At 70.6% G+C, this 25,596-nt stretch carries 21 protein-coding genes and 1 pseudogene; 16 read left to right on the forward strand and 6 right to left on the reverse strand.

Annotated features, from left to right (window positions below):
• Window positions 1–12: 12 nt before the first annotated feature.
• Window positions 13–1,193 (reverse strand): annotated as a pseudogene (locus tag ACIP2X_RS18535) (adenosine deaminase); the annotation flags it as partial.
• A 109-nt stretch (window positions 1,194–1,302) separates the two neighbouring features.
• On the opposite strand from ACIP2X_RS18535, the gene ACIP2X_RS18540 reads away from it, so the two are divergent.
• Window positions 1,303–2,265, forward strand: a complete 963-nt coding sequence (locus tag ACIP2X_RS18540; protein WP_401673956.1) for a DUF4190 domain-containing protein — start codon at window positions 1,303–1,305, stop codon at window positions 2,263–2,265.
• A 177-nt stretch (window positions 2,266–2,442) separates the two neighbouring features.
• Here ACIP2X_RS18540 and ACIP2X_RS18545 read toward each other — a convergent pair whose 3' ends face one another.
• Window positions 2,443–3,057, reverse strand: a complete 615-nt coding sequence (locus ACIP2X_RS18545; RefSeq protein ID WP_401673959.1) for an NADAR family protein — start codon at window positions 3,055–3,057, stop codon at window positions 2,443–2,445.
• Window positions 3,058–3,269: 212 nt separating this feature from the next.
• On the opposite strand from ACIP2X_RS18545, the gene ACIP2X_RS18550 reads away from it, so the two are divergent.
• The 8 genes from ACIP2X_RS18550 (at window position 3,270) to ACIP2X_RS18585 (ending at window position 12,892) form a co-directional block, all read left to right on the forward strand.
• Entirely contained in the window at window positions 3,270–4,805 is a 1,536-nt protein-coding gene (locus tag ACIP2X_RS18550; protein WP_401673961.1) for a gamma-aminobutyraldehyde dehydrogenase, read from the forward strand.
• Between the two features lie 52 nt (window positions 4,806–4,857).
• The gene (locus tag ACIP2X_RS18555) at window positions 4,858–6,102 is read left to right on the forward strand and encodes a spermidine/putrescine ABC transporter substrate-binding protein (protein WP_401673963.1); all 1,245 of its coding nucleotides are present in this window, start codon (window positions 4,858–4,860) and stop codon (window positions 6,100–6,102) included.
• An 8-nt stretch (window positions 6,103–6,110) separates the two neighbouring features.
• On the forward strand, window positions 6,111–7,256 hold the full coding sequence (locus tag ACIP2X_RS18560; protein WP_401674505.1) for an ABC transporter ATP-binding protein: 1,146 nt from the start codon (window positions 6,111–6,113) through the stop codon (window positions 7,254–7,256).
• Window positions 7,256–8,182 carry an ABC transporter permease gene (locus ACIP2X_RS18565; protein WP_401673965.1) on the forward strand — a complete coding sequence of 309 codons (927 nt, stop codon included), beginning with the start codon at window positions 7,256–7,258 and terminating at the stop codon, window positions 8,180–8,182. The genes ACIP2X_RS18560 and ACIP2X_RS18565 overlap by 1 nt, the downstream gene beginning before the upstream one ends.
• Complete coding sequence (locus ACIP2X_RS18570) at window positions 8,183–8,983, forward strand: ABC transporter permease (protein WP_401673967.1); 801 nt, start codon at window positions 8,183–8,185, stop codon at window positions 8,981–8,983.
• 23 nt (window positions 8,984–9,006) lie between these two features.
• Window positions 9,007–10,437 carry an NAD(P)/FAD-dependent oxidoreductase gene (locus ACIP2X_RS18575; protein ID WP_401673969.1) on the forward strand — a complete coding sequence of 477 codons (1,431 nt, stop codon included), beginning with the start codon at window positions 9,007–9,009 and terminating at the stop codon, window positions 10,435–10,437.
• A 113-nt stretch (window positions 10,438–10,550) separates the two neighbouring features.
• Complete coding sequence (locus ACIP2X_RS18580; RefSeq protein WP_401673971.1) at window positions 10,551–11,009, forward strand: hypothetical protein; 459 nt, start codon at window positions 10,551–10,553, stop codon at window positions 11,007–11,009.
• Between the two features lie 86 nt (window positions 11,010–11,095).
• A complete protein-coding gene (locus ACIP2X_RS18585) occupies window positions 11,096–12,892 on the forward strand; it encodes a chitinase (RefSeq protein WP_401673973.1) in 1,797 nt (598 codons plus the stop codon).
• On the opposite strand, the gene ACIP2X_RS18590 is transcribed toward ACIP2X_RS18585, so the two are convergent.
• Together ACIP2X_RS18590 and gabT are read right to left on the reverse strand one after the other, a co-directional pair.
• On the reverse strand, window positions 12,831–13,529 hold the full coding sequence (locus ACIP2X_RS18590) for a phosphatase PAP2 family protein (protein WP_401673975.1): 699 nt from the start codon (window positions 13,527–13,529) through the stop codon (window positions 12,831–12,833). The two genes, ACIP2X_RS18585 and ACIP2X_RS18590, sit on opposite strands and share 62 nt — an antisense overlap.
• A gap of 432 nt (window positions 13,530–13,961) precedes the next feature.
• Window positions 13,962–15,296 (reverse strand): 4-aminobutyrate--2-oxoglutarate transaminase, encoded by a 1,335-nt coding sequence (gene gabT / locus ACIP2X_RS18595; RefSeq protein ID WP_401673978.1) that lies wholly within the window; start codon window positions 15,294–15,296, stop codon window positions 13,962–13,964.
• A 283-nt stretch (window positions 15,297–15,579) separates the two neighbouring features.
• On the opposite strand from gabT, the gene ACIP2X_RS18600 reads away from it, so the two are divergent.
• From ACIP2X_RS18600 to ACIP2X_RS18615, 4 genes are all read left to right on the forward strand, one after another.
• A complete protein-coding gene (locus ACIP2X_RS18600; RefSeq protein ID WP_401673981.1) occupies window positions 15,580–17,976 on the forward strand; it encodes an ATP/GTP-binding protein in 2,397 nt (798 codons plus the stop codon).
• A gap of 128 nt (window positions 17,977–18,104) precedes the next feature.
• Complete coding sequence (locus ACIP2X_RS18605) at window positions 18,105–19,673, forward strand: PucR family transcriptional regulator (protein ID WP_401673983.1); 1,569 nt, start codon at window positions 18,105–18,107, stop codon at window positions 19,671–19,673.
• A 166-nt stretch (window positions 19,674–19,839) separates the two neighbouring features.
• Entirely contained in the window at window positions 19,840–21,285 is a 1,446-nt protein-coding gene (locus tag ACIP2X_RS18610) for an aldehyde dehydrogenase family protein (RefSeq protein ID WP_401673985.1), read from the forward strand.
• 152 nt (window positions 21,286–21,437) lie between these two features.
• The gene (locus ACIP2X_RS18615; protein WP_401673987.1) at window positions 21,438–23,219 is read left to right on the forward strand and encodes a tyrosine-type recombinase/integrase; all 1,782 of its coding nucleotides are present in this window, start codon (window positions 21,438–21,440) and stop codon (window positions 23,217–23,219) included.
• Between the two features lie 31 nt (window positions 23,220–23,250).
• On the opposite strand, the gene ACIP2X_RS18620 is transcribed toward ACIP2X_RS18615, so the two are convergent.
• On the reverse strand, window positions 23,251–23,940 hold the full coding sequence (locus tag ACIP2X_RS18620) for a hypothetical protein (protein ID WP_401673990.1): 690 nt from the start codon (window positions 23,938–23,940) through the stop codon (window positions 23,251–23,253).
• 5 nt (window positions 23,941–23,945) lie between these two features.
• The gene (locus ACIP2X_RS18625; protein ID WP_401673992.1) at window positions 23,946–24,416 is read right to left on the reverse strand and encodes a helix-turn-helix domain-containing protein; all 471 of its coding nucleotides are present in this window, start codon (window positions 24,414–24,416) and stop codon (window positions 23,946–23,948) included.
• A gap of 230 nt (window positions 24,417–24,646) precedes the next feature.
• Here ACIP2X_RS18625 and ACIP2X_RS18630 point away from each other — a divergent pair, with 230 nt between their 5' ends.
• From ACIP2X_RS18630 to ACIP2X_RS18640, 3 genes are all read left to right on the forward strand, one after another.
• Window positions 24,647–24,910, forward strand: coding sequence for a helix-turn-helix domain-containing protein (locus tag ACIP2X_RS18630; protein WP_401673994.1), 264 nt, complete (start codon window positions 24,647–24,649; stop codon window positions 24,908–24,910).
• Window positions 24,907–25,233 carry a hypothetical protein gene (locus tag ACIP2X_RS18635; RefSeq protein ID WP_401673997.1) on the forward strand — a complete coding sequence of 109 codons (327 nt, stop codon included), beginning with the start codon at window positions 24,907–24,909 and terminating at the stop codon, window positions 25,231–25,233. Before ACIP2X_RS18630 ends, ACIP2X_RS18635 begins: the two co-directional genes overlap by 4 nt.
• Window positions 25,234–25,367: 134 nt before the next feature.
• Window positions 25,368–25,595: a hypothetical protein gene (locus ACIP2X_RS18640; protein WP_401674000.1), complete on the forward strand. Its 228-nt coding sequence runs from the start codon at window positions 25,368–25,370 to the stop codon at window positions 25,593–25,595.
• The last annotated feature ends 1 nt before the right edge of the window (window position 25,596 follow it).

The raw sequence follows: 25,596 nt of genomic DNA on the forward strand, positions 1-25,596 counted from the left end.
TGTGGTGGTGGCTCAGCGCGCGAGCCACGCCGAGGTGTACTGGTCGATCTCGGTCCTGATACGGCCCTTGCCGGCCTCGTCCAGGAACGACGCCTCCACCGCGTTCTTCGCGAGGTCCGCGAGACCGCGCTCGTCGAGGTCGAGGAGGCGGGCGGCGACGGCGTATTCGCCGTTGAGGTCGGTGCCGAACATCGGCGGGTCGTCGGAGTTCACGGTGACCAGGACGCCGGCCCGGGTGAACTCCTTGATCGGGTGCTCGTCGAGGGTGCGGACCGCGCGGGTGGCGATGTTGGAGGTCGGGCACACCTCCAGCGCGATCCGGTGCTCGGCGAGATGCGCGAGCAGCTTCGGGTCCTGGGCGGCACTGGTGCCGTGCCCGATCCGCTCGGCGTGCAGATGGTGCAGCGCGTCCCACACCGTCTCCGGGCCGGTCGTCTCACCGGCGTGCGGCACGGAGTGCAGCCCGGCGGCGACGGCCCGGTCGAAGTACGGCTTGAACTGCGGCCGTGGCACGCCGATCTCGGGCCCGCCGAGGCCGAAGGAGACCAGGCCCTCGGGGCGCAGCCGGTCGTCGGTGGCCAGCCGCGCGGTCTCCTCGGCGGCCTCCAGGCCGGCCTCGCCGGGGATGTCGAAGCACCAGCGCAGCACGGTCCCGAACTCGGCCTCGGCCGCCTTGCGGGCGTCCTCTATCGCGTCCATGAAGGCCTTCTCGTCGATCCCGCGCCGGGTGGAGGAGAAGGGGGTGATGGTCAGCTCGGCGTACCGCACCTGCTGGCGGGCCATGTCCCGGGCCACCTCGTAGGTCAGCAGCCGCACGTCCTCGGGGGTGCGGATCAGGTCGACGACCGACAGGTACACCTCGATGAAGTGGGCGAAGTCGGTGAAGGTGAAGTAGTCGACCAGGGCCTCGGGATCGGTGGGCACCTTGGAGTCGGGGTGGCGGGCGGCGAGCTCGGCGACGATCCGGGGGGAGGCGGAGCCGACGTGGTGCACGTGCAGTTCGGCCTTGGGCAGTCCGGCGATGAAGGCGTGCTGGTCGCGGGCGCCGGCGATGGCGGACCCGGTGGGTCCGGCGGGCACGGGCGCGGTGGAGTGGTCGGTCAAGGTTCCTCCCCGGAACGGCGTCCGGGCCGCGCGCGGCGGCGGGACGCGGGTGATCGGCTGATCGGCGGTACCGGATCATCGTAGGCCGGGGGGCGAGGGGGAGTGGAAGGGGTTTCCGGGAACCGGGGGAGGTCGGCACCCGAGGCGTCACGTCCGGGCCGTAGCATGACGGAACGTTCGACAGAGGGGACTCCGCGCATGACCGACGACGCGCAGCGGCCGGCCGCGCCGGAGAGCAACGGCGGGCACGGTGCCGACGGAACGGGGGCGGCGCCGAGCGGTGCGACGCCCGGTGCCGCCGCGCCGGGTGGTGCCCCTGCCGCCGGGGGTGCGTGGACGCCTCCGCGCTGGCCCGAGGACGCGGCCCCGGAGACGACGGACACCTCGCTGGACGCGGGCGCGATTCCCGAGGTCGGCCAGGACGCCCCGGCCCAGGTCCCGCTGGACAAGGGGGCCACCGCGGATCCGCGCGGCCCCGAGCCCGACCCGTGGGCGCCTCCGGCGCACCGCGCCCCGGCGGGTCCCGGCGAGACCATGGTGTCGCCGAGCGGCCCCGGCGCTCCGGTACCGCCCTCGGTGCACGACCAGCAGACGGTCACGTCCTTCCCGGCGCCGGACGCCTCCCCGCCGTGGGCGGCGCCGACCGCGCAGCCCGGATTCGGCACGCCCTCCTCCGGTACCCCCGCGTCCTTCCCGCCGCCCCAACCGGCGGCCGACAACCCCTTCGCCGCGCCGGCGCCGGGTCCCCAGGACGTCCCGCCCCCGCCGATCGCCCCGGGCGGTCCCGGCCAGGTCCCGTACGGCTATCCGGCGGCCGGGTACGGCTACCCCACACCCCCGCAGCAGGTCTACGGCGGCCCGCACACGCACGGCGCCCCCGGCTACTACGGCTGGCCCGGCGGTCAGGCCGAACCCAGCAACGGCATGGGCACCGCCAGCATGGTCGTCGGCATCGTCGGGGTCGTCCTCTTCTGCCTCTGGCCGGTGGCGATCGTCCTGGGCATCCTGGCCGTGATCTTCGGGGCCCTCGGCCGGGCCAAGGCGAGCCGTGGCGAGGCCACCAATCCCGGCATGGCCCTGGCGGGCATCATCTGCGGCGCCGCGGGCGTGGTCCTCGCGGTCGTGCTGGGCGTCATCGTCATCGGGGGGTCGCTGGGCTGACGGCTCCTTCGGGTCAGGAGCCGTCGGGGCCGGATCCTTAGGCGGCTGTTGGCGCGGCCGGGGCGTGCGTCCCGGTCCGCAGCCTCTCGTCTCCCGGCGACCATCAGCGCGAACCCGCGGGGTTCAACCCTGGCCACCGCTCTCCGGGTCGTTTCGCCGCTGACCGCCTCCTGCTGGTCAGGAGCCGTCGGAGTCGGATCCCTCTGAGGTCGCCGGGGTGTCCGGCGCGGTGCGCAGTCTCTCGCGGGCCGCCATCAGCGCGAACCCCAGCAGGTTCAGCCCCTTCCACCGCTCCGGGTCGTTCGCGGCCTCGTCGTCGGCCGCCAGGCCGATTCCCCAGACCGGGTCCACGGGGCTCGCCTCTACCAGGACCCGCTCACCGGTGCCCAGCAGGAACTCCCGCAGCTCGGCGTGGCGGGCGAACTTGTGGAAGCTGCCCTCGGCGACGATGCGGAACCGCTCGCGCTCCCACACCTCGCCGTCGAAGCCGCGCACCAGCCGCCCCGCCTTCTTCGCCTCGGCGGGATGCCCGGCCGCCAGCACCCGACGCTCCCCCTCCGGGTCCTCGAAGAGCCGCGCCTTGCGGGCCATCATCCAGTGCTCCGCCGTCGCGTACTCCACGCCGTCCACGGTGAACGGCGACGGCCACCACTGACTCAGACAGCTCGCGCCGACCCGACCGTCCGCACGCGGACGGTGCCCCCAGAAGTGCAGATACTTCAGGCGGGCACCCGCACGGACCGCTCTGACCAGCGCGTCCCTGGAGTCGATCACTCCCCTGATGTTCTCCATGCATGCGAGTCTGGCAGGCACCACTGACACTCCGTCCCTCCTTTTCGCCGCCGACTCGACACCTGGTCGACAGATTCCGTCGCTTAACCAAAAGGAAACAACGGAATCACTTGTTGGTCGACCACCCCTCTGTCAGGATCGGCACTCAATTCGAGCTGGAGCTACGCCACCCGCTCCGAGGGACCAGCGGGGCGACGGCGGAGGAGAGCGACATGCACAACCCGGGCAAGAGCAACCCGGAACGATTCCCCGCCCAGGAGCGCTTCGCGGACGGCGCGCAGTACATCGCGGGCCGCCTCACGAAGGGCACCTCGGGACGCACGCACGCGGTGGTCGACCCGGCCACCGGCGAGGAGGTCCTCACCTACGAGCTGGCGGGCCGGGACGACGTGGACGCGGCCGTCGCCGCCGCCCGCGAGGCCTTCCCGGCATGGGCGGCCGCCACCCCCGGCGAGCGTTCCGACGCCCTGCACCGGTTCGCCGCCGTACTCGCCGAGCGCGCCGAGGAGTTCGCCCGCGCCGAGTCCCTGCAGTGCGGCAAACCCCTCAAGCTGACCCGCGAGTTCGACGTGCCCGGCACGGTCGACAACACCGCGTTCTTCGCGGGCGCCGCCCGGCACCTCCAGGGCCAGTCGGCCGGTGAGTACTCCGGCGACCACACCTCCTACGTCCGCCGCGAGCCCATCGGTGTCGTCGGCTCGGTCGCGCCCTGGAACTACCCCCTCCAGATGGCCGCGTGGAAGATCCTCCCGGCGATCGCCGCGGGCAACACGATCGTCCTCAAGCCCGCCGAGCTGACTCCCCTCACCTCCCTGCTGTTCGCGCAGGCCGCCACCGACGCGGGTGTCCCGGACGGTGTGATCAACATCGTCACCGGCACCGGCAGGGAGGCCGGCGAGCACCTCGTCGGCCACCCGGACGTGGTGATGACGTCCTTCACCGGCTCCACCGCCGTCGGCAGGCGCGTCGCCGAGATCGCCACCGCCACCGTCAAGCGGCTCCATCTGGAGCTGGGGGGCAAGGCGCCGTTCCTCGTCTTCGACGACGCCGATGTGGAGGCCGCCGCCAACGGCGCGGTCGCGGGCGCGCTGATCAACACCGGCCAGGACTGCACGGCCGCCACGCGCGCGTATGTGCAGCGGCCGCTCTACGAGGCGTTCGTGGAGCGGACCGCCGCCCTCATGGAGAGCGTCCGGCTCGGCGACCCGTTCGCCGCGGGCACCGACCTGGGCCCGCTCATCTCGCACGTCCAGCGGGACCGGGTCGCCGGTTTCGTCGACCGGGCGCGTGCCTACGCGCGCGTGGTCACCGGTGGCGAGGCGCCGCGGGGCGAGTTCGAGCGGGGCGCCTACTACCGGCCCACGCTCGTCGTGGACGCGCCGCAGGACAGCGAGATCGTGCAGTCCGAGATCTTCGGGCCGGTCCTCGTCGTCCTGCCCTTCGACACGGACGAGGAGGGGATCCGGCTCGCCAACGACACGCCGTACGGTCTCGCGGCCTCCGCCTGGAGCCGTGACGTCTACCGTGCGAACCGCGCCACTCGCGAGATCAAGGCGGGCTGCGTGTGGGTGAACGACCACATTCCGATCATCAGCGAGATGCCGCACGGCGGCTACAAGCAGTCCGGCTTCGGCAAGGACATGTCCATGTACTCGTTCGACGAGTACACGCAGCTCAAGCACGTTATGTTCGATAATACGGCGGTCGTTCGCAAGGACTGGCACCGCACGATCTTCGGGGACCGATAACCACGACAGGCCGCCCGACCGCGGCCGCCCCTCCCGAAAGGGCACCACGCGCATGGAGCAGTACGAGCCCGACCGCCCGTCCGCGGCCCAGGTGGCCGCCATGCGGCGCAGCCTGCGCAGCGGCAGGGCCTCCCTCACCCGCCGTTCGCTGCTGCGCGCCTCCGCCGGCGGCGCGCTCGCGGTCGGCGGAGCGGGAGCGCTGAGCGCCTGCGGCATCCCGCCCGCGGCACAGAACGCCGGAGTGTCCTCCGAGGACCACTCGGCGAAGGAGAAGACCGTCAGCTTCTCCAACTGGACCGAGTACATGGACGTCGACGAGAGCGGCAAGAGCCATCCGACGCTCGACGAGTTCAGGAAGCGCACCGGCGTCACCGTCAAGTACACCGAGGACATCAACGACAACGTCGAGTTCTTCGGCAAGATCAAGCCGCAGTTGGCGGCCGGGCAGGCCACCGGACGCGACCTGATCTGCGTGACCGACTGGCTCGCCGCGCGCCTCATCCGCTTCGGCTGGGTGCAGAAGCTGGACGCGTCCAACCTGCCCACCGCCTACGCCCGCCTCTCCCAGCAGTTCCGCAGCCCCGACTGGGACCCGGGCAGGGCGTACTCCTACCCCTGGACCGGTATCTCCACGGTCATCGCCTACAACAAGAGGGCGCTGGACGGCGTCGAGGTGCGATCCGTCTCCGACCTGCTCGACAACCCCAAGCTCAAGGGCCGCGTCGGCTTCCTGTCCGAGATGCGCGACAGCGTCGGCATGACGCTGCTGGACATGGGCAAGGACCCGGGCAGGTTCAGCGACGACGACTTCGACGCGGCGATCGCCCGGATGCAGAAGGCCGTCGACCGGGGCCAGATCCGCCGGTTCACCGGCAACGACTACACCTCGGACCTCAGCAAGGGCGACTTCGCGGCCTGCATCGCCTGGGCGGGCGACGTCGTACAGCTCAAGGCGGACAGCCCGGACGTCGACTTCGTCATACCCGACAGCGGCTACATGACGTCGACCGACAACCTCCTGGTGCCCAACAAGGCCCGCCACAAGACCAACGCCGAGCGGCTCATCGACTTCTACTACGAGCCGGGACCGGCCGCACAGCTCGCCGCGTACATCAACTACGTGTGCCCGGTCGACGGGGTGAAGCCGGAGCTGGCCAAGATCGACCCGGACGCGGCGAACAACCCGCTGATCATTCCCGACAAGGACATGGCCGCGAAGTCTCGCGCCTTCCGCTCCCTGAGCTCGAAGGAAGAGACGGCCTACGAAGAGAAGTTCGCGAAGCTCACAGGGGCGTGACGACGACGATGACGACGAAGGACAGCAGCGGCGACGTCCGCCTCTCCGGAATCAGCAAGACCTACGGCTCCTTCACCGCCGTACATCCGCTGGACCTGACCGTCCCGCAGGGCTCCTTCTTCGCCCTGCTCGGCGCCTCGGGCTGCGGCAAGACCACAACCCTGCGGATGATCGCGGGACTTGAGGAGCCGTCGGGCGGCACCGTCTCGCTCGGCGAGCGGGACGTGACCGCGCTGCCGCCCTACAAGCGGCCGGTGAACACGGTGTTCCAGTCCTACGCGCTCTTCCCGCACCTCGACATCTACGAGAACGTCGCCTTCGGCCTGCGCCGGCGGGGCATCAAGTCGGTGAAGAAGCAGGTCGACGAGATGCTCGACCTGGTCCAGCTCGGCGAGCAGGCCCGCAAGAAGCCGCACCAGCTCTCCGGCGGCCAGCAGCAGCGCGTCGCCGTCGCCCGCGCCCTGATCAACCACCCCGAGGTGCTGCTCCTCGACGAGCCGCTCGGCGCCCTCGACCTCAAGCTGCGCCGCCAGATGCAGCTGGAGCTCAAGCGGATCCAGACCGAGGTCGGCATCACCTTCATCCATGTCACGCACGACCAGGAGGAGGCCATGACCATGGCCGACTCCGTCGCCGTGATGAACGCGGGCCGGGTCGAGCAGCTCGGCGCCCCCGCCGAGCTGTACGAGAACCCGCGCTCCACGTTCGTCGCCAACTTCCTCGGCACCTCCAACCTGATCGAGGCCGAGGTCGACGGCAGGTCCGGCGACGAGGTCGTCGTCAAGGCGGGCGGCGGCAAGCTCACGCTCCCCGCCGGGCGATGTACGGCCTCCACGGAGACCGGCGGCAAGGTGCTGGTCGGCGTGCGCCCCGAGAAGATCTCCCTCGTCCACGCGGACGACGCCGGGGAGATCCCGGCCGGCCGCAACCGGATCACCGGCAAGATCGCCGACGCCAGCTTCATCGGCGTCTCCACGCAGTACGTCGTCGACAGCGCCGTCTGCCCCGAGTTCGCCGTCTACGTGCAGAACGTCGAGCGCGACGGCCGGCTCACCCCGGGTGCCGACGTCGTCCTGCACTGGAGCCCGGCGCACACCTTCGGGCTGGACGCCACCCAGGACATCGACGCGGGCATCGAGGAAGAGGCCGCCTGATGTCGACGCTCACCGAGGCGCCACCGCCGCTCGCGCCCGAACCGGTGCAGAAGCCGGTTCGCCGGCGCGGCCGGCTCACCCCGTACTGGCTGCTGCTGCCCGGCATCCTGTGGCTGATCGTCTTCTTCGCCCTGCCGATGGTCTACCAGGCCTCCACGTCCGTGCAGACGGGCTCCCTGGAGGAGGGCTACAAGGTCACCTGGCACTTCGCCACGTACTGGAACGCCCTGACCGAGTACTGGCCGCAGTTCCTGCGTTCGGTGCTGTACGCCGGTTCCGCGACGATCCTGTGCCTGCTCCTGGGCTACCCGCTGGCGTATCTGATCGCGTTCCGCGCCGGCCGCTGGCGGAACCTGATCATGATCCTGGTGATCGCGCCGTTCTTCACCAGCTTCCTGATCCGCACCCTCGCCTGGAAGACGATCCTCGCGGACGGCGGCCCGGTCGTCGGCGCCCTGAACACCCTGCACGTCCTGGACGTCACCAGCTGGCTCGGCATGACCGCCGGGGACCGTGTGCTCGCCACCCCGCTCGCGGTGGTGTGCGGTCTGACCTACAACTTCCTGCCGTTCATGATCCTGCCGCTGTACACCTCGCTGGAGCGCATCGACAGCCGGCTGCACGAGGCGGCGAACGATCTGTACGCGAAGCCCTCCACGACGTTCCGGAAGGTGACCTTCCCGCTCTCGATGCCGGGCGTCGTCTCCGGCACGCTGCTGACCTTCATCCCGGCCGCCGGCGACTACGTGAACGCCGACCTGCTCGGCTCCACCGACACCCGCATGATCGGAAACGTCATCCAGTCGCAGTTCCTGCGGATCCTCGACTACCCGACGGCCGCAGCCCTTTCCTTCATCCTGATGTTCGCGATTCTCGTCATGGTGACGCTCTACATCCGCAAGTCCGGGACGGAGGATCTGGTTTAAATGGCCTTCGTCAATTGGTTCAAGCGCCATCTCGTCGTCCTCGCGGGGCTGTTCACGCTCGGATTCCTGCTGCTGCCCAACGTCGTGGTGACGGTCTTCTCCTTCAACAAGCCGAAGGGCCGTTTCAACTACGAGTGGCAGGAATTCTCCACGGCCGCCTGGCGGGATCCGTGCGGGGTCGCCGACCTGTGCGGCTCGCTCTCCCTCAGCCTCCAGATCGCGCTGTGGGCGACGCTCGGCGCCACCCTGCTGGGCGCGATGATCGCCTTCGCGCTCGTCCGGTACCGCTTCCGGGCGCGCGGGGCCATCAACTCGCTGATCTTCCTGCCCATGGCGATGCCCGAGGTGGTGATGGCGGCCTCGCTGCTGACGCTCTTCCTCAACATGGGTGTCCAGCTGGGCTTCTGGACGATCCTGATCGCGCACATCATGTTCTGTCTGAGCTTCGTCGTGACCGCCGTGAAGGCGCGCGTGATGTCCATGGACCCGAAGCTGGAGGAGGCCGCGCGCGATCTGTACGCCGGGCCGCTGCAGACCTTCCTCCGCGTCACCCTGCCGATCGCGGCCCCCGGAATCGCCGCGGGCGCGCTGCTGGCCTTCGCGCTCTCCTTCGACGACTTCATCATCACCAATTTCAACGCGGGCTCGACCGTCACGTTCCCCATGTTCGTCTGGGGATCGGCCCAGCGCGGAACGCCCGTTCAGATCAATGTCATCGGTACGGCCATGTTCGTCGTCGCCGTACTGTTCGTACTGGCCTCCATGGCCATCGGCAGCCGCCGAAAGCGCCGACAGGCGTAATGCACCCGTAGGGAGTTGAAATCATGGCCCCAAGCGCCATGAGCCGTGGAAACGACAACTGGACCAAGTCCCTTTCCGAAGCCCAGCCGGTCGCGTACTGGCTGGACGACCCCGGCAGGCCCCGCCCCGAGCCCGCGCTGACCGGCGCCGAGACCTGCGACCTGCTGGTCGTCGGTGGCGGCTACAGCGGACTGTGGACCGCGCTCAACGCCAAGGAGCGCGACCCCGGGCGCGACGTCGTCCTGCTGGAAGGCCGCGAGGTGGGCTGGGCCGCCTCGGGCCGCAACGGCGGCTTCTGCGCCGCCTCCCTCACCCACGGTCTGCCCAACGGCCTGACACGCTGGCCCGGTGAGGTGCACAAGCTCCAGGAACTGGGCGACCGCAACCTCGACGGCATCGAGCAGGCGGTCGCCCGGTACGCCGTCGACTGCGACTTCGAGCGCACCGGCGAGATCGACGTCGCCACCGAGCCCTACCAGGAGCGTGAACTGCGCGACTGGTACGGCCAGATGGAGCGCGCGGGCCTCGCCGACGGCGTCGAGTTCCTGGACGCCGAGGCGGTGCGGGCCCAGGTCGACTCACCGACGTTCCGGGCCGGCCTGTGGGACCGTCGCGGCGTCGCCATGCTCAACCCCGCCAGACTCGCCTGGGGCCTCAAACGGGCCTGCCTGGACCTCGGCGTGCGCGTCTTCGAGAACACCCCCGCGCTCACCCTGAAGCCCTACGGCGCGGGCATGGCCGTACGCACCCCCTACGGCCGGGTCCGCGCCCGCAGGGTCGCGCTCGGCACGAACATCTTCCCGAGCCTGGTCAGGCGGGTCCGCCCGTACACCGTCCCGGTCTACGACTACGCCCTGATGACCGAGCCGCTCACCGCCGAGCAGCTCGGCGCGATCGGCTGGAAGAACCGGCAGGGCCTCGGCGACAGCGCCAACCAGTTCCACTACTTCCGGCTGTCCACCGACAACCGCATCCTGTGGGGCGGCTACGACGCGATCTACCCGTACGGCGGCCGGGTGCGCGCCGAGTACGACGACCGCCCGGAGACCTACGCCCGGCTCGCCGGGCACTTCTTCACCTGCTTCCCGCAGCTGGAGGGGATCCGCTTCACCCACGCGTGGGGCGGTGCCATCGACACCTGCTCGCGCTTCTCGGCCTTCTTCGGCACCGCGCACGGCGGCAAGGTGGCGTACGCGGCCGGCTACACGGGCCTCGGCGTGGGCGCCACCCGCTTCGGCGCCGACGTGATGCTGGATCTGCTGGCGGGGGAGCGGACCGAGCGGACCGAGCTGGAGATGGTGCGCAAGAAGCCGTTGCCCTTCCCGCCGGAGCCGTTCGCCTGGACCGGCATCGCGCTCACCAAGTGGTCGCTGGCCAGGGCGGACGCCCAGGGCGGCCGGCGCAATCTGTGGCTGCGCGCCATGGACCGGATGGGGCTCGGCTTCGACAGCTGAGGTGTGATCCGGTTCACTCGAACGGGGCGCCGGAACCCGCGTAATGCCTGGGCCAGACCTCCCTCTCTCCCGTGACGCGACCAGCGTCGACGCGTAACGAGGGAGGTCTTCTCATGACTGGGGCGAAGACGGCGGTCGAGTGGCTCGCATCCGTGGCGCCGGACCCCGAGGCCTGCCGGTGGGAATGGGAGCGCAACCCCCAGGGGATCGCGCTGCTGCCGGCCGGCCGCGCCTGGGACGTACTGATCCTGCCGGGCGAGCTCGGCTATCCCACACTCGACGTCCTCACCCGCATCCTCGACCAACCCGGCCCGGTGCTGGTCGACTTCGGTGACTCCCGGATGGGGTTCTTCGTGCCGCCCGGAACGGCGGCCCGCTGGGTCGGCACGGGCATCCGCACCGCAGGCGCCGGCACCTGGATCGTCGTCCCCTATCCGGGCCGCTCGACCGGCGGGGTGCGCTGGCTGTTCCCCCCGGACGGCTCCGGCACCCTGACGGACCCGACCCTGCTGGAACTGGCGATGCACGAGGCGGCGGCGGGCCTCGCGATGGACAGGGAGAGGGAGGGCTAGTCGACGTGAACCCTTGACAAGAGCAATTGGTCTGGACCAAGTTGTGGGCGCTCCACCCTCCAATCCCCCCGTCCCTGGAGGCACTTGTGGACCGCTTCAGACCTCTCGCCCTGCTCGCCGCCGCCGCGCTGACGCTGTCCGGCGTCACGGCACTCTCGTCGGCCGCCCTGGCGGCCGACGCGGACCTCGCGCGCAACGGCGGCTTCGAGTCCGGCCTCGACGGCTGGGCCTGCTCCGCCGGATCCGGAACGACGGTCACCTCACCCGTGCGCAGCGGCGCCTCCGCGCTGAGGGCGACCCCGGCCGGCGGCGACAACGCCCGCTGCGCGCAGACGGTGACCGTGAAGCCCGACTCCTCCTACACGCTCAGCGGCTACGTCCGCGGCTCCTACGCCTACCTCGGCGCCTCCGGCACCGGCACCACCGACGTGTCCACCTGGACCCAGTCCGCCCCCGACTGGCAGAAGCTGACGACCACCTTCCGCACGGGCCCCGCCACCACCCGCGTCACCGTCTACACCCACGGCTGGTACGGCACCGGGGCCTACCACGCCGACGACATCACGCTGGTCGGACCGGCCGTGGACACCGGGCAGCCGCCCGCCCCGCCGACCGGCCTGAGGGCCGGCTCGGTCACGTCCTCCAGCGTCGCCCTGTCCTGGTCGGCGGTGCCGAGCGCCACCGGATACGCCGTGTACCGCGACGGCGCCAAGGTCCAGACGGTGACCGGGACGTCGGCCACCGTGTCCGGCCTCGCGCCCTCGACGGCGTACGGCTTCCAGGTCGCCGCCGTCAACGAGGCGGGCGAGTCGGCGAGGTCGGCGACCGTGACCGCGACGACCGCGCAGGGCGGTGGCGGCACCCCGGGCCTCCCGCCGCACGCGCTGGTGGGCTATCTGCACGCCAGCTTCGCCAACGGCTCCGGCTACACCCGCCTCGCCGACGTCCCCGACAGCTGGGACGTCATCGACCTGGCCTTCGGCGAGCCGACCTCGGTCACCTCCGGGGACATCCGCTTCGACCGCTGCCCGGCGGCCGAGTGCCCGAACGTCGAGTCCGACGCCGAGTTCAAGGCGGCGATCCGGGCCAAGCAGGCGGCTGGCAAGAAGGTGCTGATCTCGATCGGCGGCCAGAACGGCCAGGTCCAGCTGACGACCGCGGCGGCCCGCGACACCTTCGTCTCCTCGGTGTCGAGGATCATCGACGAGTACGGCCTGGACGGCCTCGACATCGACTTCGAGGGCCACTCGCTGTCCCTGAACGCCGACGACACCGACTTCAAGAACCCGAAGACCCCGGTGATCGTGAACCTGATCTCGGCGCTGAAGTCCCTGAAGGCCCGCTACGGTGACGACTTCGTGCTGACGATGGCGCCGGAGACCTTCTTCGTCCAGCTCGGCTACCAGTACTACGGCACCGGCAAGTGGGGCGGCCAGGACCCGAGGGCGGGCGCCTACCTCCCGGTGATCCACGCGATGCGCGACGACCTCACCCTGCTGCACGTCCAGGACTACAACTCCGGACCGATCATGGGCCTCGACAACCAGTACCACTCCATGGGCGGCGCCGACTTCCACATCGCCATGACCGACATGCTGCTCACCGGCTTCCCCGTGGCCGGCGACCAGAACAACGTCTTCCCGCCGTTGCGGCCGGACCAGATCGCCATCGGCATGCCGGCGTCCGTGAACGCGGGCAACGGCCATGTGGCGCCCGCCGAGGTCGTGAAGACCCTCGACTGCCTGACCAGGAAGGTCAGCTGCGGTTCGTACGCCACCCACGGCACCTGGCCCGGTCTGCGGGGCCTGATGACCTGGTCGATCAACTGGGACCGGTTCGCGAACTGGGAGTTCCAGCGGACGTTCGACGGCTACTTCGGATGAGGCCGCTTCGGGTGGGCCCGCTTCGGGTGGGCCCGCTCGGGCCGCTTCGGGTGAGCACCCGCACGTAGCAGGCCAGCAGCACCGTGCAGAGGCACCAACTGGCCACGACGTCCAGTGGCCAGTGGTAGCCACGGCGGACCAGACCGCAGGAGACACCGAGCACCACGGCCGCGCACGCGACGACCAGCGCGCGGCGCGCGGCCGTGGAGCGCAGCAGGGGGAGGAGGAGCAGCGCCGCGCAGCCGTAGGCGACGGCGGCGGTCGCGGTGTGGCCGGACGGGTAGTAGCCGGTGGCTGGTGGGACGACCGGCGTGCCGGGGCGGTCGGTCAGTTCCTTCAGGGGGACGACGAGGGCGGGCACCAGCGCCATCAGCGCGACGGCGGCCGTGCCCGGCAGCCACCAGCGGACCGCCCCCGCCCGCCGGGCCCGCCACGCGGCGTACCCCGCGACCAGAAGGAGAACGGGCAGGGCCACCTGGGCGTTGCCGAGATCGGCGAGGAAGTTGGAGAGCCGGTCCGGCCGGACCAGGGCGCCGCTGAGCCGCTCGTCCAGTCGCACCAGCGGACCGCCGGCGACGACCTGCCAGGTGATCAGCGCGAAGAGGAGGGCGGGCAGGGCGAGCAGCAGAGGAAACACGGGGACCAGCTTCGCAGGTGGCGACGTGCCGTGATGTCGCGGCCATAGGTCTGGACCTCTGACGGCGCCGGACACGCGGAAGGGCCGGCGCAAGGGGGGGTGCGCCGGCCCTTCCGGGGCGTACCGCTCCCTGGCGGCCGTCCGGACCGGAACGTCGCACGCCCCGGGGGGTTTGGGGCGGGCGACCGTCCGATCGGTGAGGAGATCCGGAGCCGAGGGCACCGGGGTGTGCGCGAGGGCACGACCAGGCCGAAGCTGGGGAGGCCTCGCCCTGTCACCCGCGGTTTCCCGCGGGTGGGGGTGTATCTCTCAACTGAGAAGAACTTACGGCAGGCTCAGCGGCTGCGACAGGCGGATTCCCTTCCCGCCATCCACCTCGCACACGTTCTTCACACGCTCCGCCGGGGAGTCGAGGGATGAACGCCCCCGCGCTCAGATGCGCGCGAACGCCTGCTCGATGATGTCGAGGCCCTCGTTCAGCAGGTCCTCGCCGATGACCAGCGGCGGCAGGAAGCGCAGCACGTTGCCGTAGGTGCCACAGGTCAGGACCACCAGGCCCTCGGCGTGGCAGGCCTTGGCGAGGGCGGCGGTGGCCTGCGCGTCGGGCTCCTTGGTGGCGCGGTCCTTGACCAGCTCGATGGCGATCATGGCGCCCCGGCCGCGGATGTCGCCGATGATGTCGAACTTCTCGGCCATGGCGGCGAGGCGGCTCTTCATGATCGCCTCGATGTTCTTCGCCTTGGCGTTGAGGTCCAGCTCCTTCATCGTCTCGATCGCGCCGAGCGCGCCGGCGCAGGCGACCGGGTTGCCCCCGTAGGTGCCGCCCAGGCCGCCGGAGTGCGCGGCGTCCATGATCTCGGCGCGGCCGGTGACGGCGGCGAGCGGCAGACCGCCCGCGATGCCCTTGGCGGTGGTGATCAGGTCCGGGACGATGCCCTCGTCCTCGCAGGCGAACCACTGGCCGGTGCGGCAGAAGCCGGACTGGATCTCGTCGGCGACGAAGACGATGCCGTTGTCGTTCGCGAACTTCACGATCTCCGGCAGGAAGCCCTTGGCCGGCTCGATGAAGCCGCCCTCACCGAGGACCGGCTCGATGATGATCGCGGCGACGTTGTCCGCGCCGACCTGCTTGCTGATCTGGTCGATGGCCTGCTTGGCGGCCTCCGGTCCGGCGTTCTCCGGGCCGGTCGGCCAGCGGTAGGCGTAGGCCACCGGCACCCGGTAGACCTCGGGCGCGAACGGGCCGAAGCCGTGCTTGTACGGCATGTTCTTGGCGGTCAGCGCCATGGTGAGGTTGGTGCGACCGTGGTAGCCGTGGTCGAAGACCACGACGGCCTGGCGCTTGGTGTGCGCACGGGCGATCTTGACGGCGTTCTCGACGGCCTCGGCGCCGGAGTTGAACAGGGCGGTCTTCTTGGCGTGGTCGCCCGGCGTCAGCTCGGCCAGCGCCTCGGCGACCTCGACGTAGCCCTCGTACGGCGTGACCATGAAGCAGGTGTGCGTGAAGTCGGCGAGCTGCGCGGTCGCACGGCGTACGACGGCCTCGGCGGACGCGCCGACGGACGTGACGGCGATGCCGGAACCGAAGTCGATCAGGCGGTTGCCGTCGACGTCCTCGATGATCCCGCCGCCCGCGCGCGCGGTGAACACCGGCAGCACGGAGCCGACGCCCTGGGCGACCACGGCGGTACGGCGGGCCTGCAGCTCCTGCGACTTCGGGCCGGGGATGGCGGTGACGACGCGGCGCTCCTGCGGGATTGCGGTCATGAGGGCTCCCTGATGATCGTGCAAACCGGTGATTCCGGGCGAGCCGGAGGTTCCGGGTGGGGATTTCGGACGCTTGCCTTGTTTCTTCGCAGGCTAGGGCCGGGAACGGGGTCGGGGCATGCTCCATGTGGGCGGTGTCGCGGTAGCGGCTTGTCCGTGGTGGACATAGCGAGCCGCGGACCCTCCGACGCGACCCGAGCACGCAATCGACGAACTCCCCTTGCGGGGGCGTTAGATTGGCTCGCGGACGGTGGACGGAGCGGCTGCTCAGGGGGCAAGGGCGATGGACAGCGACGGGAACCTGGACGCGCGGGGCGCGCATGCTGATCGGGTGCCGCCCGCCGCGCCGCCCCGGCCGAGCCGGGCACCGGGCGTACCCCCCGTTCCCCAGCAGGTGCCCCGGCCGGCATCCACCGTCGCCGGCTGGCTGGACGCGGCGCGCCCGGCCGCCGGGCCAGGGATCTGGCGGTACGGCTACCGCCCGCCCAGGCCCGAGTCGGGCGGGAGGCTCGCCCCCGTGACGGTCGCGGGCATGCTGATTCCCCTGGTCCTGGCCGCCGCGGTGTGGTCGTTGCTGCACCGTGGCGTGATCCCGTACCAGTACCTGCCGCTGCGCATGTTCACGCCGGACGACTGGTGGTGGGGCGGCACCGACGCCTCGCCCAGGGACTTCGACGGCAGGGTGGTGAGCGCACCGGGCGAGCACGCCCGGGTGGTCTACCACGGCATCCTCTTCGCGTTGCTGGTCGTCGCGATGGCCAAGCTCGGGAGCTGGCGCGCGATCGTCGGGTACTACGTGGGCGGCAGATCGCAGCCGGCCCGCGCGCTGGTTGCCCTCGCGCTCGCCCTCGTGGCGCTGGCCCTCGTGTTCCCCGACGCCTTTCCGGGCGCCGGATGGTCCTCGGTGCCGGTCGTCTCACCGCTGCTCTCCCTGACCGTGCTGATCTCCGGCAACTACGAGCTGATGGCCTCGCCGCTGTTCACCGACGCGCTGTATGCGGTGATCACCCTGCTGGTGCTGTGGCCCTTCGCCCGGCTCGGTGCCTGGTGGCCGTACGCGCGCGCCCGGCTGGCCGCCCGCCGGGCGAGCGCCGGGCCCATCGCTCCCGTGCCGGATCTTCCCCGGTCCCTGTGGCCCGATCTCCGCGACGTCGGCCAGCACGAGGCCGCTGAGCTGCTCACCGCCGAGGTCGCCGGAGGGAGGATGAACGACGTCGACTGTGTCCGCGTCGAGCACGCCTTCGCCGCCGTCCGGCGCGGCGCCGGGCTCGACACCTTCCGCGACACCGTGCTGCGCGAGGGGGGCGGGGCCTGGACGCATCCCTCCGGCGCCCGTGACCTGCCGCGCCGCGCCGCCCGCCACGACCTGCTGGCCGGACAGGTGCGCATCGGCCGCTGGGCGGCGACCGAAGGGGTCCCGGAGTCCTACGGCGACGCCGAGGCCGCCCTGGCCCTCGACGTCCTCGGCACCTCGATGCTCGCCGTCGGCCCCGCCGGGTCCGGCAAGACCCGCACCCTCGTCGAGCCGGTGACCGAGACACTCGCCCTGCAGGCGCTCACCAATCGGTGTGCCGTCGTCGCCGTCTCCGCCGCCGGGCGCCCGTTCGGCGCCGACGACTCCTTCGACGTGATCGTCCGGATCGGCGATCCCTCGTCCGTGCACGACCTCGACCCCTACGCCGATTCCGACGACCCGGACGAGGCCGCCGCCATGCTCGCCGAGGCACTGGTCGGCGACCTGGACACGGTCGGTGCGCAGAGCGCCGCCACCGCGCTCGCCCAGGTGCTCGGCCCGTACCGGGCGGTGCACGGTCGCTTCCCTGCCCTGCCCGAGCTACGAGAGCTGCTCGACGGCGAGGGTGAGGCGCTGACCGCGCTCCAGGAGGCGCTCGCGGCGGGCGGGAACGGCGTCATGATCCGCGAATTCGACGCGCGGGTCCGGCAGACCGGCACGCCCGGCGACGCGGGCCGCGTCCTGGCCGAACGGCTGGGGCTGCTGAACCGGCCCGTTTTCGCCGACTTCTTCGGCGGGGGCGGCCCGAGCCGGCCGTTCTCACTGCGCGCGGTCGCCCATCACCCCTTGCGGGTCCGGATCGACCTGCCTGAACGCGGCCACGAGGAGGCCGGCCGACTGATCACCCGGCTGGTCCTCGCGCAGTTCACCACCGTCGTCCGGGAAGGCCGGCGCGCCCACTTCGCCTGTCTGGTCCTGGACGACGCGACCGGCGCGGTCACCGCCCAGTCGGTGCGCCGGATCCAAGGGCTGCGTGGGCAGAACGCGGGAGTGCTGCTCGCCCTGCGCACCATCGCCGACGTCCCCGAAGCCTTGCACGGCCCGCTCTACGGCGCCGTGGGCTGCCACATGGCCTTCTGCGGTGTCACCACCTGGGACGGCAGCCGGTTCGCCCAGGCCTGGGGCAAGGAGTGGGTCGAGACGACGGAGGTCGCCAAGCACACGGTCTTCGCCGATCAGCCGATGACCCGGGCCCTTCACGCGCTGCGCAAACTCGTGACGGGTAAGGCCGTGACCACGGACGCGGTGACCGTCCGGCAGGTCGAGCGGGAGCGGTGGTCGGCGTCCGAGCTGGCGCACGCGGTGCCGCCCGGGCACGCCGTGCTCTCGTTGACGAGTGTCGAGGGGGAGCACGCGCCGCCCTTGCTGGTGGATCTGCGCGGCTGAGGGATCGGGGGCGCCGGGACCGTACGGTAAGGCAGAATCGACACAGGTCGTTCATACGCGGCGGCCAAAAGATCACATCGATCCGTCGATCTCCGTAGACCCGCGGCGCACCCCGACCTGAAGGCCTCATGCCCCCCACGCTCGCCTCCCTCGTCCACCACTCCGCGCTCAAGCTCACCGTGCGGGCCGGCGAGGGCCGCCTGGACGTGCCCGTGCGCTGGGCGCACGTCAGCGAGCTCGCCGACCCCGTGCCGTACATGGAGGGCGGCGAGCTGCTGCTGATCACCGCGCTCAAGCTGGACGCGGAGGATCCGGAGGCCATGCGGCGCTACGTGAAGCGGCTGGCGGGAGCGGGCGTCGTCGGGCTGGGCTTCGCGGTCGGGGTGAACTACGACGAGACCCCCAAGGCGCTCGTCGACGCAGCCGAGGAGGCGGGGCTGCCCCTGCTGGAGGTCCCCCGCCGGACCCCGTTCCTCGCCATCACCAAGGCCGTGTCCGCCGCCATCGCCGCCGACCAGTACCGGGCGGTGACCGCGGGCTTCGCGGCCCAGCGCGAGCTGACGCGGCAGGCGCAGAGCGAGGGCCCCGAGGGACTGCTCGCCGTGCTGGCCGCGCAGATCGACGGATGGGCGGCGCTCTACGACGCCTCGGGCGCCGTCGTCGCCGCCGCGCCGGAGTGGGCCGGCCGCCGGGCCGCCCGGCTCACGGCGGACGTGGAGCGGCTGCGCGAGCGCGCCGCGCCGGCCAGCTCGGTCGTCGGCGGGCCCGAGCACGAGGACCGCGTGGAGCTGCACACCATCGGCACCGGCCGCCGCCCCCGCGCCGCCCTCGCCGTCGGCACCGCCGCCGCCCTCGGCACCGCCGAGCGCTACGCCCTGCACTCCGCGATCGCCCTGCTCACCCTGACCACCGAACGCTCCCGCTCCCTGCGGGCCGCCGAGCACCGGATCGGGGCGGCCGTGCTGCGGATGCTGCTCGCCGGGCAGCCCGACCACGCCCGCGCCGTCGCCGGTGACCTCTACGGCGGCCTCCTCGACGCGCCCTACCGGATCGTCCTCGCCGAGTGCGCGTCGGGACACGCGGGCATCGCCGAGGCCGTCGACGCCGCCGCGGCCCGGTCCGGGGAGTCGGTCCTGGCCGTGCCCGAGGGGGACGGCGAGCGGCTGGTGGTGCTGGCCGCGGACGGGGGCGCGGCGGTCGGGGCGTGCCTGGAGTACGCGGCGGCGCGGGAGGCCGCGAGGGCGGGCCATGAGCCGACGGTGGGGGAGGAGGGCGACCTGGTCGTCGGCCTCTCCGCGCCGGCCGGCCCGGTCGCGGCGGCCGCCGCCTACAAGCAGGCCGAGCAGGCGCTCTCGGTGGCCCGGCGCCGGGGCCGGGTACTGGTCGAGCACGAGCAGGTCGCGGCGGGGTCCGTGCTGCCGCTCCTGGCCGACGACGCGGTCCGGGCCTTCGCGGACGGCCTGCTGCGCGCCCTGCACGAGCACGACGCCACCGGGCGCGGCGACCTGGTCGCCTCCCTGCGGGCCTGGCTGTCCCGGCACGGCCAGTGGGACGCGGCCGCCGCCGACCTCGGCGTCCACCGGCACACCCTGCGCTACCGGATGCGGCGCGTGGAGGAGATCCTCGGCCGGTCGCTGGACGATCCGGACGTGCGGATGGAGCTGTGGCTGGCGCTGAAGGCGACGTCGGCGGAGTAGCCGTTCCGTGCCGAGGCCGGACGGCAGTCCAAACCGTCGCACCCAGGCCCCGCACTGCTACGGATCGGACAACCGCGCCCCGCGCCCTCCCGACCTACCGTTGACACGGAACGCCGTGCTCCAGCACACCTCGACGCACACCTCAACGCGAAGGGCCGGGACTCATATGACCGCCACCCACGCCTTCTGGCTCGCCGGCCGCCAGGCCACCGGCCAGGACAGCTTCGACGTCACCTCCCCGTGGGACGGCCGGCTCGTCGGCAAGGTCAGCGTGCCCACCGACGCCCAGGTCGAGGAGGCCGTGGCCGCCGCGTACGCCGTGCGGGACGAGTTCGCCGCCACCCCGGCGCACGTCCGCGCCGCCGCCCTCGACCACGTGAGCAGGCGGCTGGTCGAGCGCACCGAGGAGATAGCCCAGCTGATCTCCGCCGAGAACGGCAAGCCGATCAAGTGGGCGCGCGGCGAGGTCGGCCGTGCGGTGTCCGTGTTCCGGTTCGCCGCCGAGGAGGCCCGCCGGTTCAACGGCGGTGACGCCCAGCGCCTCGACACCGACGCCGGCGGCCAGGGCCGCCTGGCCCTGACCCGGCGCTTCCCGAAGGGTGTCGTCCTCGGCATCGCGCCGTTCAACTTCCCGCTCAACCTGTGCGCCCACAAGGTCGCCCCGGCCATCGCCGCGGGCGCCCCGATCATCCTCAAGCCGGCGCCGGCCACCCCGCTGTCCGGCCTGGTCATCGGTGACCTGCTGGCCGAGACGGAGCTTCCGGCCGGTTCCTGGAGCATCCTGCCGGTGCCCAACGAGGCCATGCCGGCCCTGGTCCAGGACGAGCGCCTCCCGGTCATCTCCTTCACCGGTTCCGAGAAGGTCGGCTACGCGATCATGGACTCGGTCCCGCGCAAGCACTGCACCCTGGAGCTCGGCGGCAACGGCGCGGCCGTCGTCCTCGCCGACTACGCCTCCGAGGAGGACCTGGACTGGGCGGCGAACCGCATCGCCACCTTCTCCAACTACCAGGGCGGCCAGTCCTGCATCTCGGTGCAGCGGGTGATCGCCGACGCCGCCGTCTACGACCGTCTCCTCCCGCGCATCGTCGCCGCCGTCGAGGCCCAGGTGAGCGGCGACCCCGCCGATGCCAGGACGGACGTCGGCCCGCTGGTCAGCGAGGACGCCGCCCGGCGCGTCGAGTCCTGGGTCGACGAGGCGGTCGGCAAGGGCGCCAAGCTCCTGACCGGCGGCGAGCGCGACGGCGCCTCCTACGCGCCGACCGTCCTCACCGAGGTGCCGGCCGACGCCACCCTCGCCTGCGAGGAGATCTTCGGCCCGGTCCTGACAGTGCAGAAGGTGGACGGCGAGGCCGAGGCCTTCGCCGCCGTCAACGACTCCAAGTACGGCCTCCAGGCCGGCGTGTTCACCCGCGACCTCCAGGCCGCCTTCCGCGCCCACCGTGCCCTGGAGGTCGGTGGCGTCGTGATCGGCGACGCCCCCTCCTACCGCGCCGACCAGATGCCGTACGGCGGTGCCAAGCAGTCCGGCGTGGGCCGCGAGGGCGTGCGTTTCGCGATGGACGACTACACCTACGAGCGCGTCCTGGTCCTCACCGGCCTGGCCCTCTGACACCTCCCGACCCGACGGCCGGAGCCCACTGTGCGGGGGCTCCGGCCGTCGTCGTGTGTCATGGCCCTCACCTGTGGCGATGGCCCTCATTCGGCTGAATCTGGTCCGGTCTTGGGAACACTGTGGGAACACCATCGCTACTGTCTGCCGCCATGGCGAGCATCGTTCCGCGTAAGAACAGGGCTGGTGACATCACCAGCTACCAGGTCAAGTGGCGCAACGGCGGTACGAGGACGGGCGGCTGGGAAAGCGAACGCTTTGACGACGTGGGCTCGGCCGGGATCTTTAAGGATGCCGTTGACGAGGCCGGTCAAAACTGGCCTGCTGGTTGGGTAAAGGGCAAGGGGTTCGTCGACGAGGGCCAGGCCGACGAATTGTGCTATCGCTTTGATCGATTCGCGCGAGCGTCTGTGGAGAATCGGACCGCAAGCCCGCGCTACAAAAAGCAGCGCATCAGAGCCCTAGAGATGTACCTTTTTCCCACGTTTGGCAACTGCGACGTACGTTCCAGCGAACACTTCAGCAAGGCCACCATCGGCGCCTGGGTCAACAAGATGGCTCAGACGAAGGTCAAACGCGGTGCCAAGACCAAGGACATGTCGCCGGAGACGCTGAGGGGCATTCATGGTCTGCTGTCGTCGGTGCTAAAGGAAGCTGTTATTGCCGAGCCGCCGCTGCGAGATCGCAACCCATGCGATTTGACCCGGCTTCCGAGTAATGACGACTGGGGCATCGACGATGACGAGTCGAGCGATGACCGAATGGAGTTCATGACTCCCGAGGAGGTCGCCGGCTTGGTGGAATGCTTTCCGGCACACAAGGACCGGATGCTCGTGCGCACGGCCTATGGAAGTGGCTTGCGGTGGGGCGAGATCAGCGCGCTCGCTGCCCGCCACGCCCGCAACCCGCACACGAGTCGGTACGAGTTGCGAGTTGCTCGGGCTTGGAAGCGCAACCCAGGACAGCCGTGGTATCTGGGCCCGCCGAAGACGAAGGCTGGGCGCCGGACTGTCGAGATCACCGCAGGGCTGTGGCAGGAGCTGCAGGACTACGGACTGGGCGCGTTGTCAAAGGATGACCTGATCTTTCATGACGGGAACGGTCGCAGGCTTCCCTACTCGACGTTCTATGACCGGTGGACAGCGGCAGTCGCTGTGGCAAAGAAGCGCGGGGCGATCCCAGAATGGAAGTTCCCGACCTTTCATGACCTCAGGCATTCGCATGTCGCGGCGTTGCTGTCGGACAGCCACAGCCTGACGTACGTGCAGCGGCGGCTTGGCCATGAGTCGATCAAGACCACATCCGACCAGTACGGGCATCTTCTGGAGACGGCGCACGAGGCGGCCCTGGTGACGCTTGATCGCGTCATGGGCATCTCGCCGTGCGTTCAGCGGCCTTCCGCGACGGCTGACGCAAACCCGGTCAGGAAGGCGGTGTACGTCCTGCACGTCGGCCCTACGACCCTGCCTTTTTGGCGGGTCGAGGATGCGGAGGAAACGGCGGAACGGTGGGCGCTTGATCGCGGAAGGTCAGTTCGCGTGGAGAAGTGGTCCGTCGAGAGGTGGACTAGATTCACAGCCGAACGCGGCATCGACTCAGGGCTGATGGCTGTGAGGGATGAACTGCCGTCACGTGCCTATGTCTGGAGGTTGGGCCCGGCGGTATACGGAGCGGATGGGGAGGAAATGCAGTCCGCCCTGGGATCGCACGAGCCGCGAGGTCTTTGGGTGTGGGAGTGGGAAGAAGAGTTCACCCAGGAAGAAGCCCATAGCGTCGCGGAGTGGCGGCGCGGCCCCCTCATTGAAACTGAGGCGAGGGCGTGGGGTACGGACAAGGCGGCCGTTCTGGCCGCGTACGCGCGTAGTCGTGCTGACGCGCTGCGTATCTGTGGGCAGCATCCGGATCGAGCTGGCACCGGCACTGGGCGGGTGTAGGAGAGTAGGGCCCGACCGTCGTCGGGCCGCCTCACCTGCCGTTGTGTTCGCGCGCTGCTGGGCCGTTGTGCTGGACGGGCAGACTGGATTCGGGCCTGCCGCGTCGACGGGCGACCGGGATGACCTCCTCGTCGTCCCGGCCCGGACATGCAGTCGCCCTAGGGATCGTGGAAGTTGGTCGGGAGCGTTCGTCGTCGGCGCCACGGATGATGGTCGCCGAGCCGGTCGTGCGCTGCGTGAAGACGGAGCCCCGCTGCCGCAGCACCTCGCCCACCAACTCGTTGTGCTCCCTGCTGACCTCTTGGAGGTCGATCTCCAGCTGGCCAAGGCGACTGCGTAGTTCCCGGTTTTCCCGCATGAGGTCGTCTGACCTGTGCCAGGCGCTTCGCACCCGTAGGTCGGTGGTGTACACGAGCCGGCGCTGCATTCGTTCCTTGTGGGCAAGGGCCCGTTCCCGTGCCAGCAGCTCGTCCTGCTTGGTCTCCTGCTGGGTGAGGAGCCGGGTGACTGCGTTAGTGGTTGAGGCTTCGTGCTGGTTGAGCCAGCGTCGCACGACGGTTAGGACCACGGTCGTCGCGCAGGCGACGGGCAGGAGCCCGCACGTAACGTCGATAACGGCCGAGTCCAGTTCGTCGCGGTAGGCCGTGGTGGTCACTACTGCGCCGCCGGTCAGGGCGCTTGCGGCTGCCACAGTGGTCTGCCGCGGAGTGGGACGCTGCATCGGTGTTACCCCCTTGCTACGGCACCCCCGCCACTCTCGCGTTGGTTCATCTCCTCTTGCAGGCGTCGCACCTGCTCGGAGTTGGTGATGAAGAGGCGCCGCAGCCCGGGGTCAGTGATCGCCCAAGCGTCGGCTACCTCTTCGGGGGTGGGAGGAACTGACCCTACCGGTCTAATCCGGTCGTCTGTTGACTCTTCGCCAGTTTCCATCTCGGCGAGTTCGTACAGATCTCGTACTGGTCTCGCCACAGCTCGGGCGAGGCTGGCGAAGTGGCGGGGTAGCGGCAGGGTGCGGCCATTGAGCATCCGACCGATGGCCGATGGGCTTATGCCGACTTCCTGAGCGAGTCGGGTGCGTCCGCCGCCCTTGTCGCTGAGGTCGAAGCCTGCCGCGATTGCCGCCTCCCTCATGTAGGCACCGAAGCGCTCGGCTGGTGAGCCGTGCTCCGGGATGTCGTTAGGTTCCTTGCTCTGCATGGCACGGAAGGCTAGCGCGCACGCAAGCAACATGGATGTGCTTGCATGCGTGCAATTTTGCAGGTCAGGTTACTCGCCGGAGTCATTGCAGGTTGCGGCGGAAGTGCACCGGTGTACTCCGCTTAAGAAGACACACCTTCTCCATATGGCTTGCATGCGTGCAAGCTTGTGTCTAGTGTCTTGCATGCAAGCTAGATTGCATGCACGCAAGCTAGATCAAGGAGGTGGGCATGCATCGGATTCGCCTACACGCAGACCGTCTCCGCGAAAGGGCCAAGGCCCTCGGCGATGAGAGTGACATCAGCATCGCCCAGCGCACGGGTGTGACGGCGTCGACGGTGTCCCGGCTTCTATCAGGACGGACCACCCCGAGCGCGGAAAGCCTGGTCGCTCTCGCGGACGCCTATGGCATCCCGGTCGACGACCTCTTGCAGAGGCCGGACACAGAGCAGGCCGCAGCGGTTCACAACCAGACCGACCGGGTCCCGGCATGACCGGCCCTCTCGGCAGCCGGTCGCACTGCACGTGCGTCGTCGTCCGGAACTACGACTACGACGAGGCTGCGTCAAAGCTCAAGATCAAGGCCGACTGGCTGCGGGACCACATCAGCGGCCTGCCGCACATGAAGTTCGGCCATAACGCGGCCGTCTTCTGCGACTGCGACCTGCGGCTGATCCAGGCCATGAACACGGTGCTGCCGCCCCGCGCCGCAGCGCTCTTGACCCCCCCAGAGGCCTCCTCCGCCACGCCCGCCGATCCGGCCTACGCGGCCCTGCGCCCCTCGAAGGGGCGCAAGCGGCAGACAGCCGGGGTGTGACGGCGGCGGGGCCGCACGGACCAGGCCCGGTCCAGGCAGCCCCGCTCACCAGGCCGTACCTCAATCCCTTGAATCGAGGTCCAACCCATGACGCGCAACCTTAGCGCCAGCACCACCCCGCAGGGGGGTGCCCGATGACTTCGGAAATGATCTTCGCCGTCCTGGTGGCGCTCCTTCTGCTGGTCCCCGCCGCGTACGCCGCGTACCGCGCGGCGCACACCCCGCCGCGTCCCGCCTTTGAGGGGGAGTGCACGGGCGAGGACTGCCGACAGTGCGCCATCTGGATGGTTCACCCGTCGCAAGCTCCCACCCGCCAGCAGGTCGCCCGGGTCATCAAGCCCCAGACCCGGAAGGGCTGGTGAG

It is taken from the genome of Streptomyces sp. NPDC089424, from assembly GCF_044749345.1.
Taxonomy (GTDB): Bacteria; Actinomycetota; Actinomycetes; order Streptomycetales; family Streptomycetaceae; genus Streptomyces.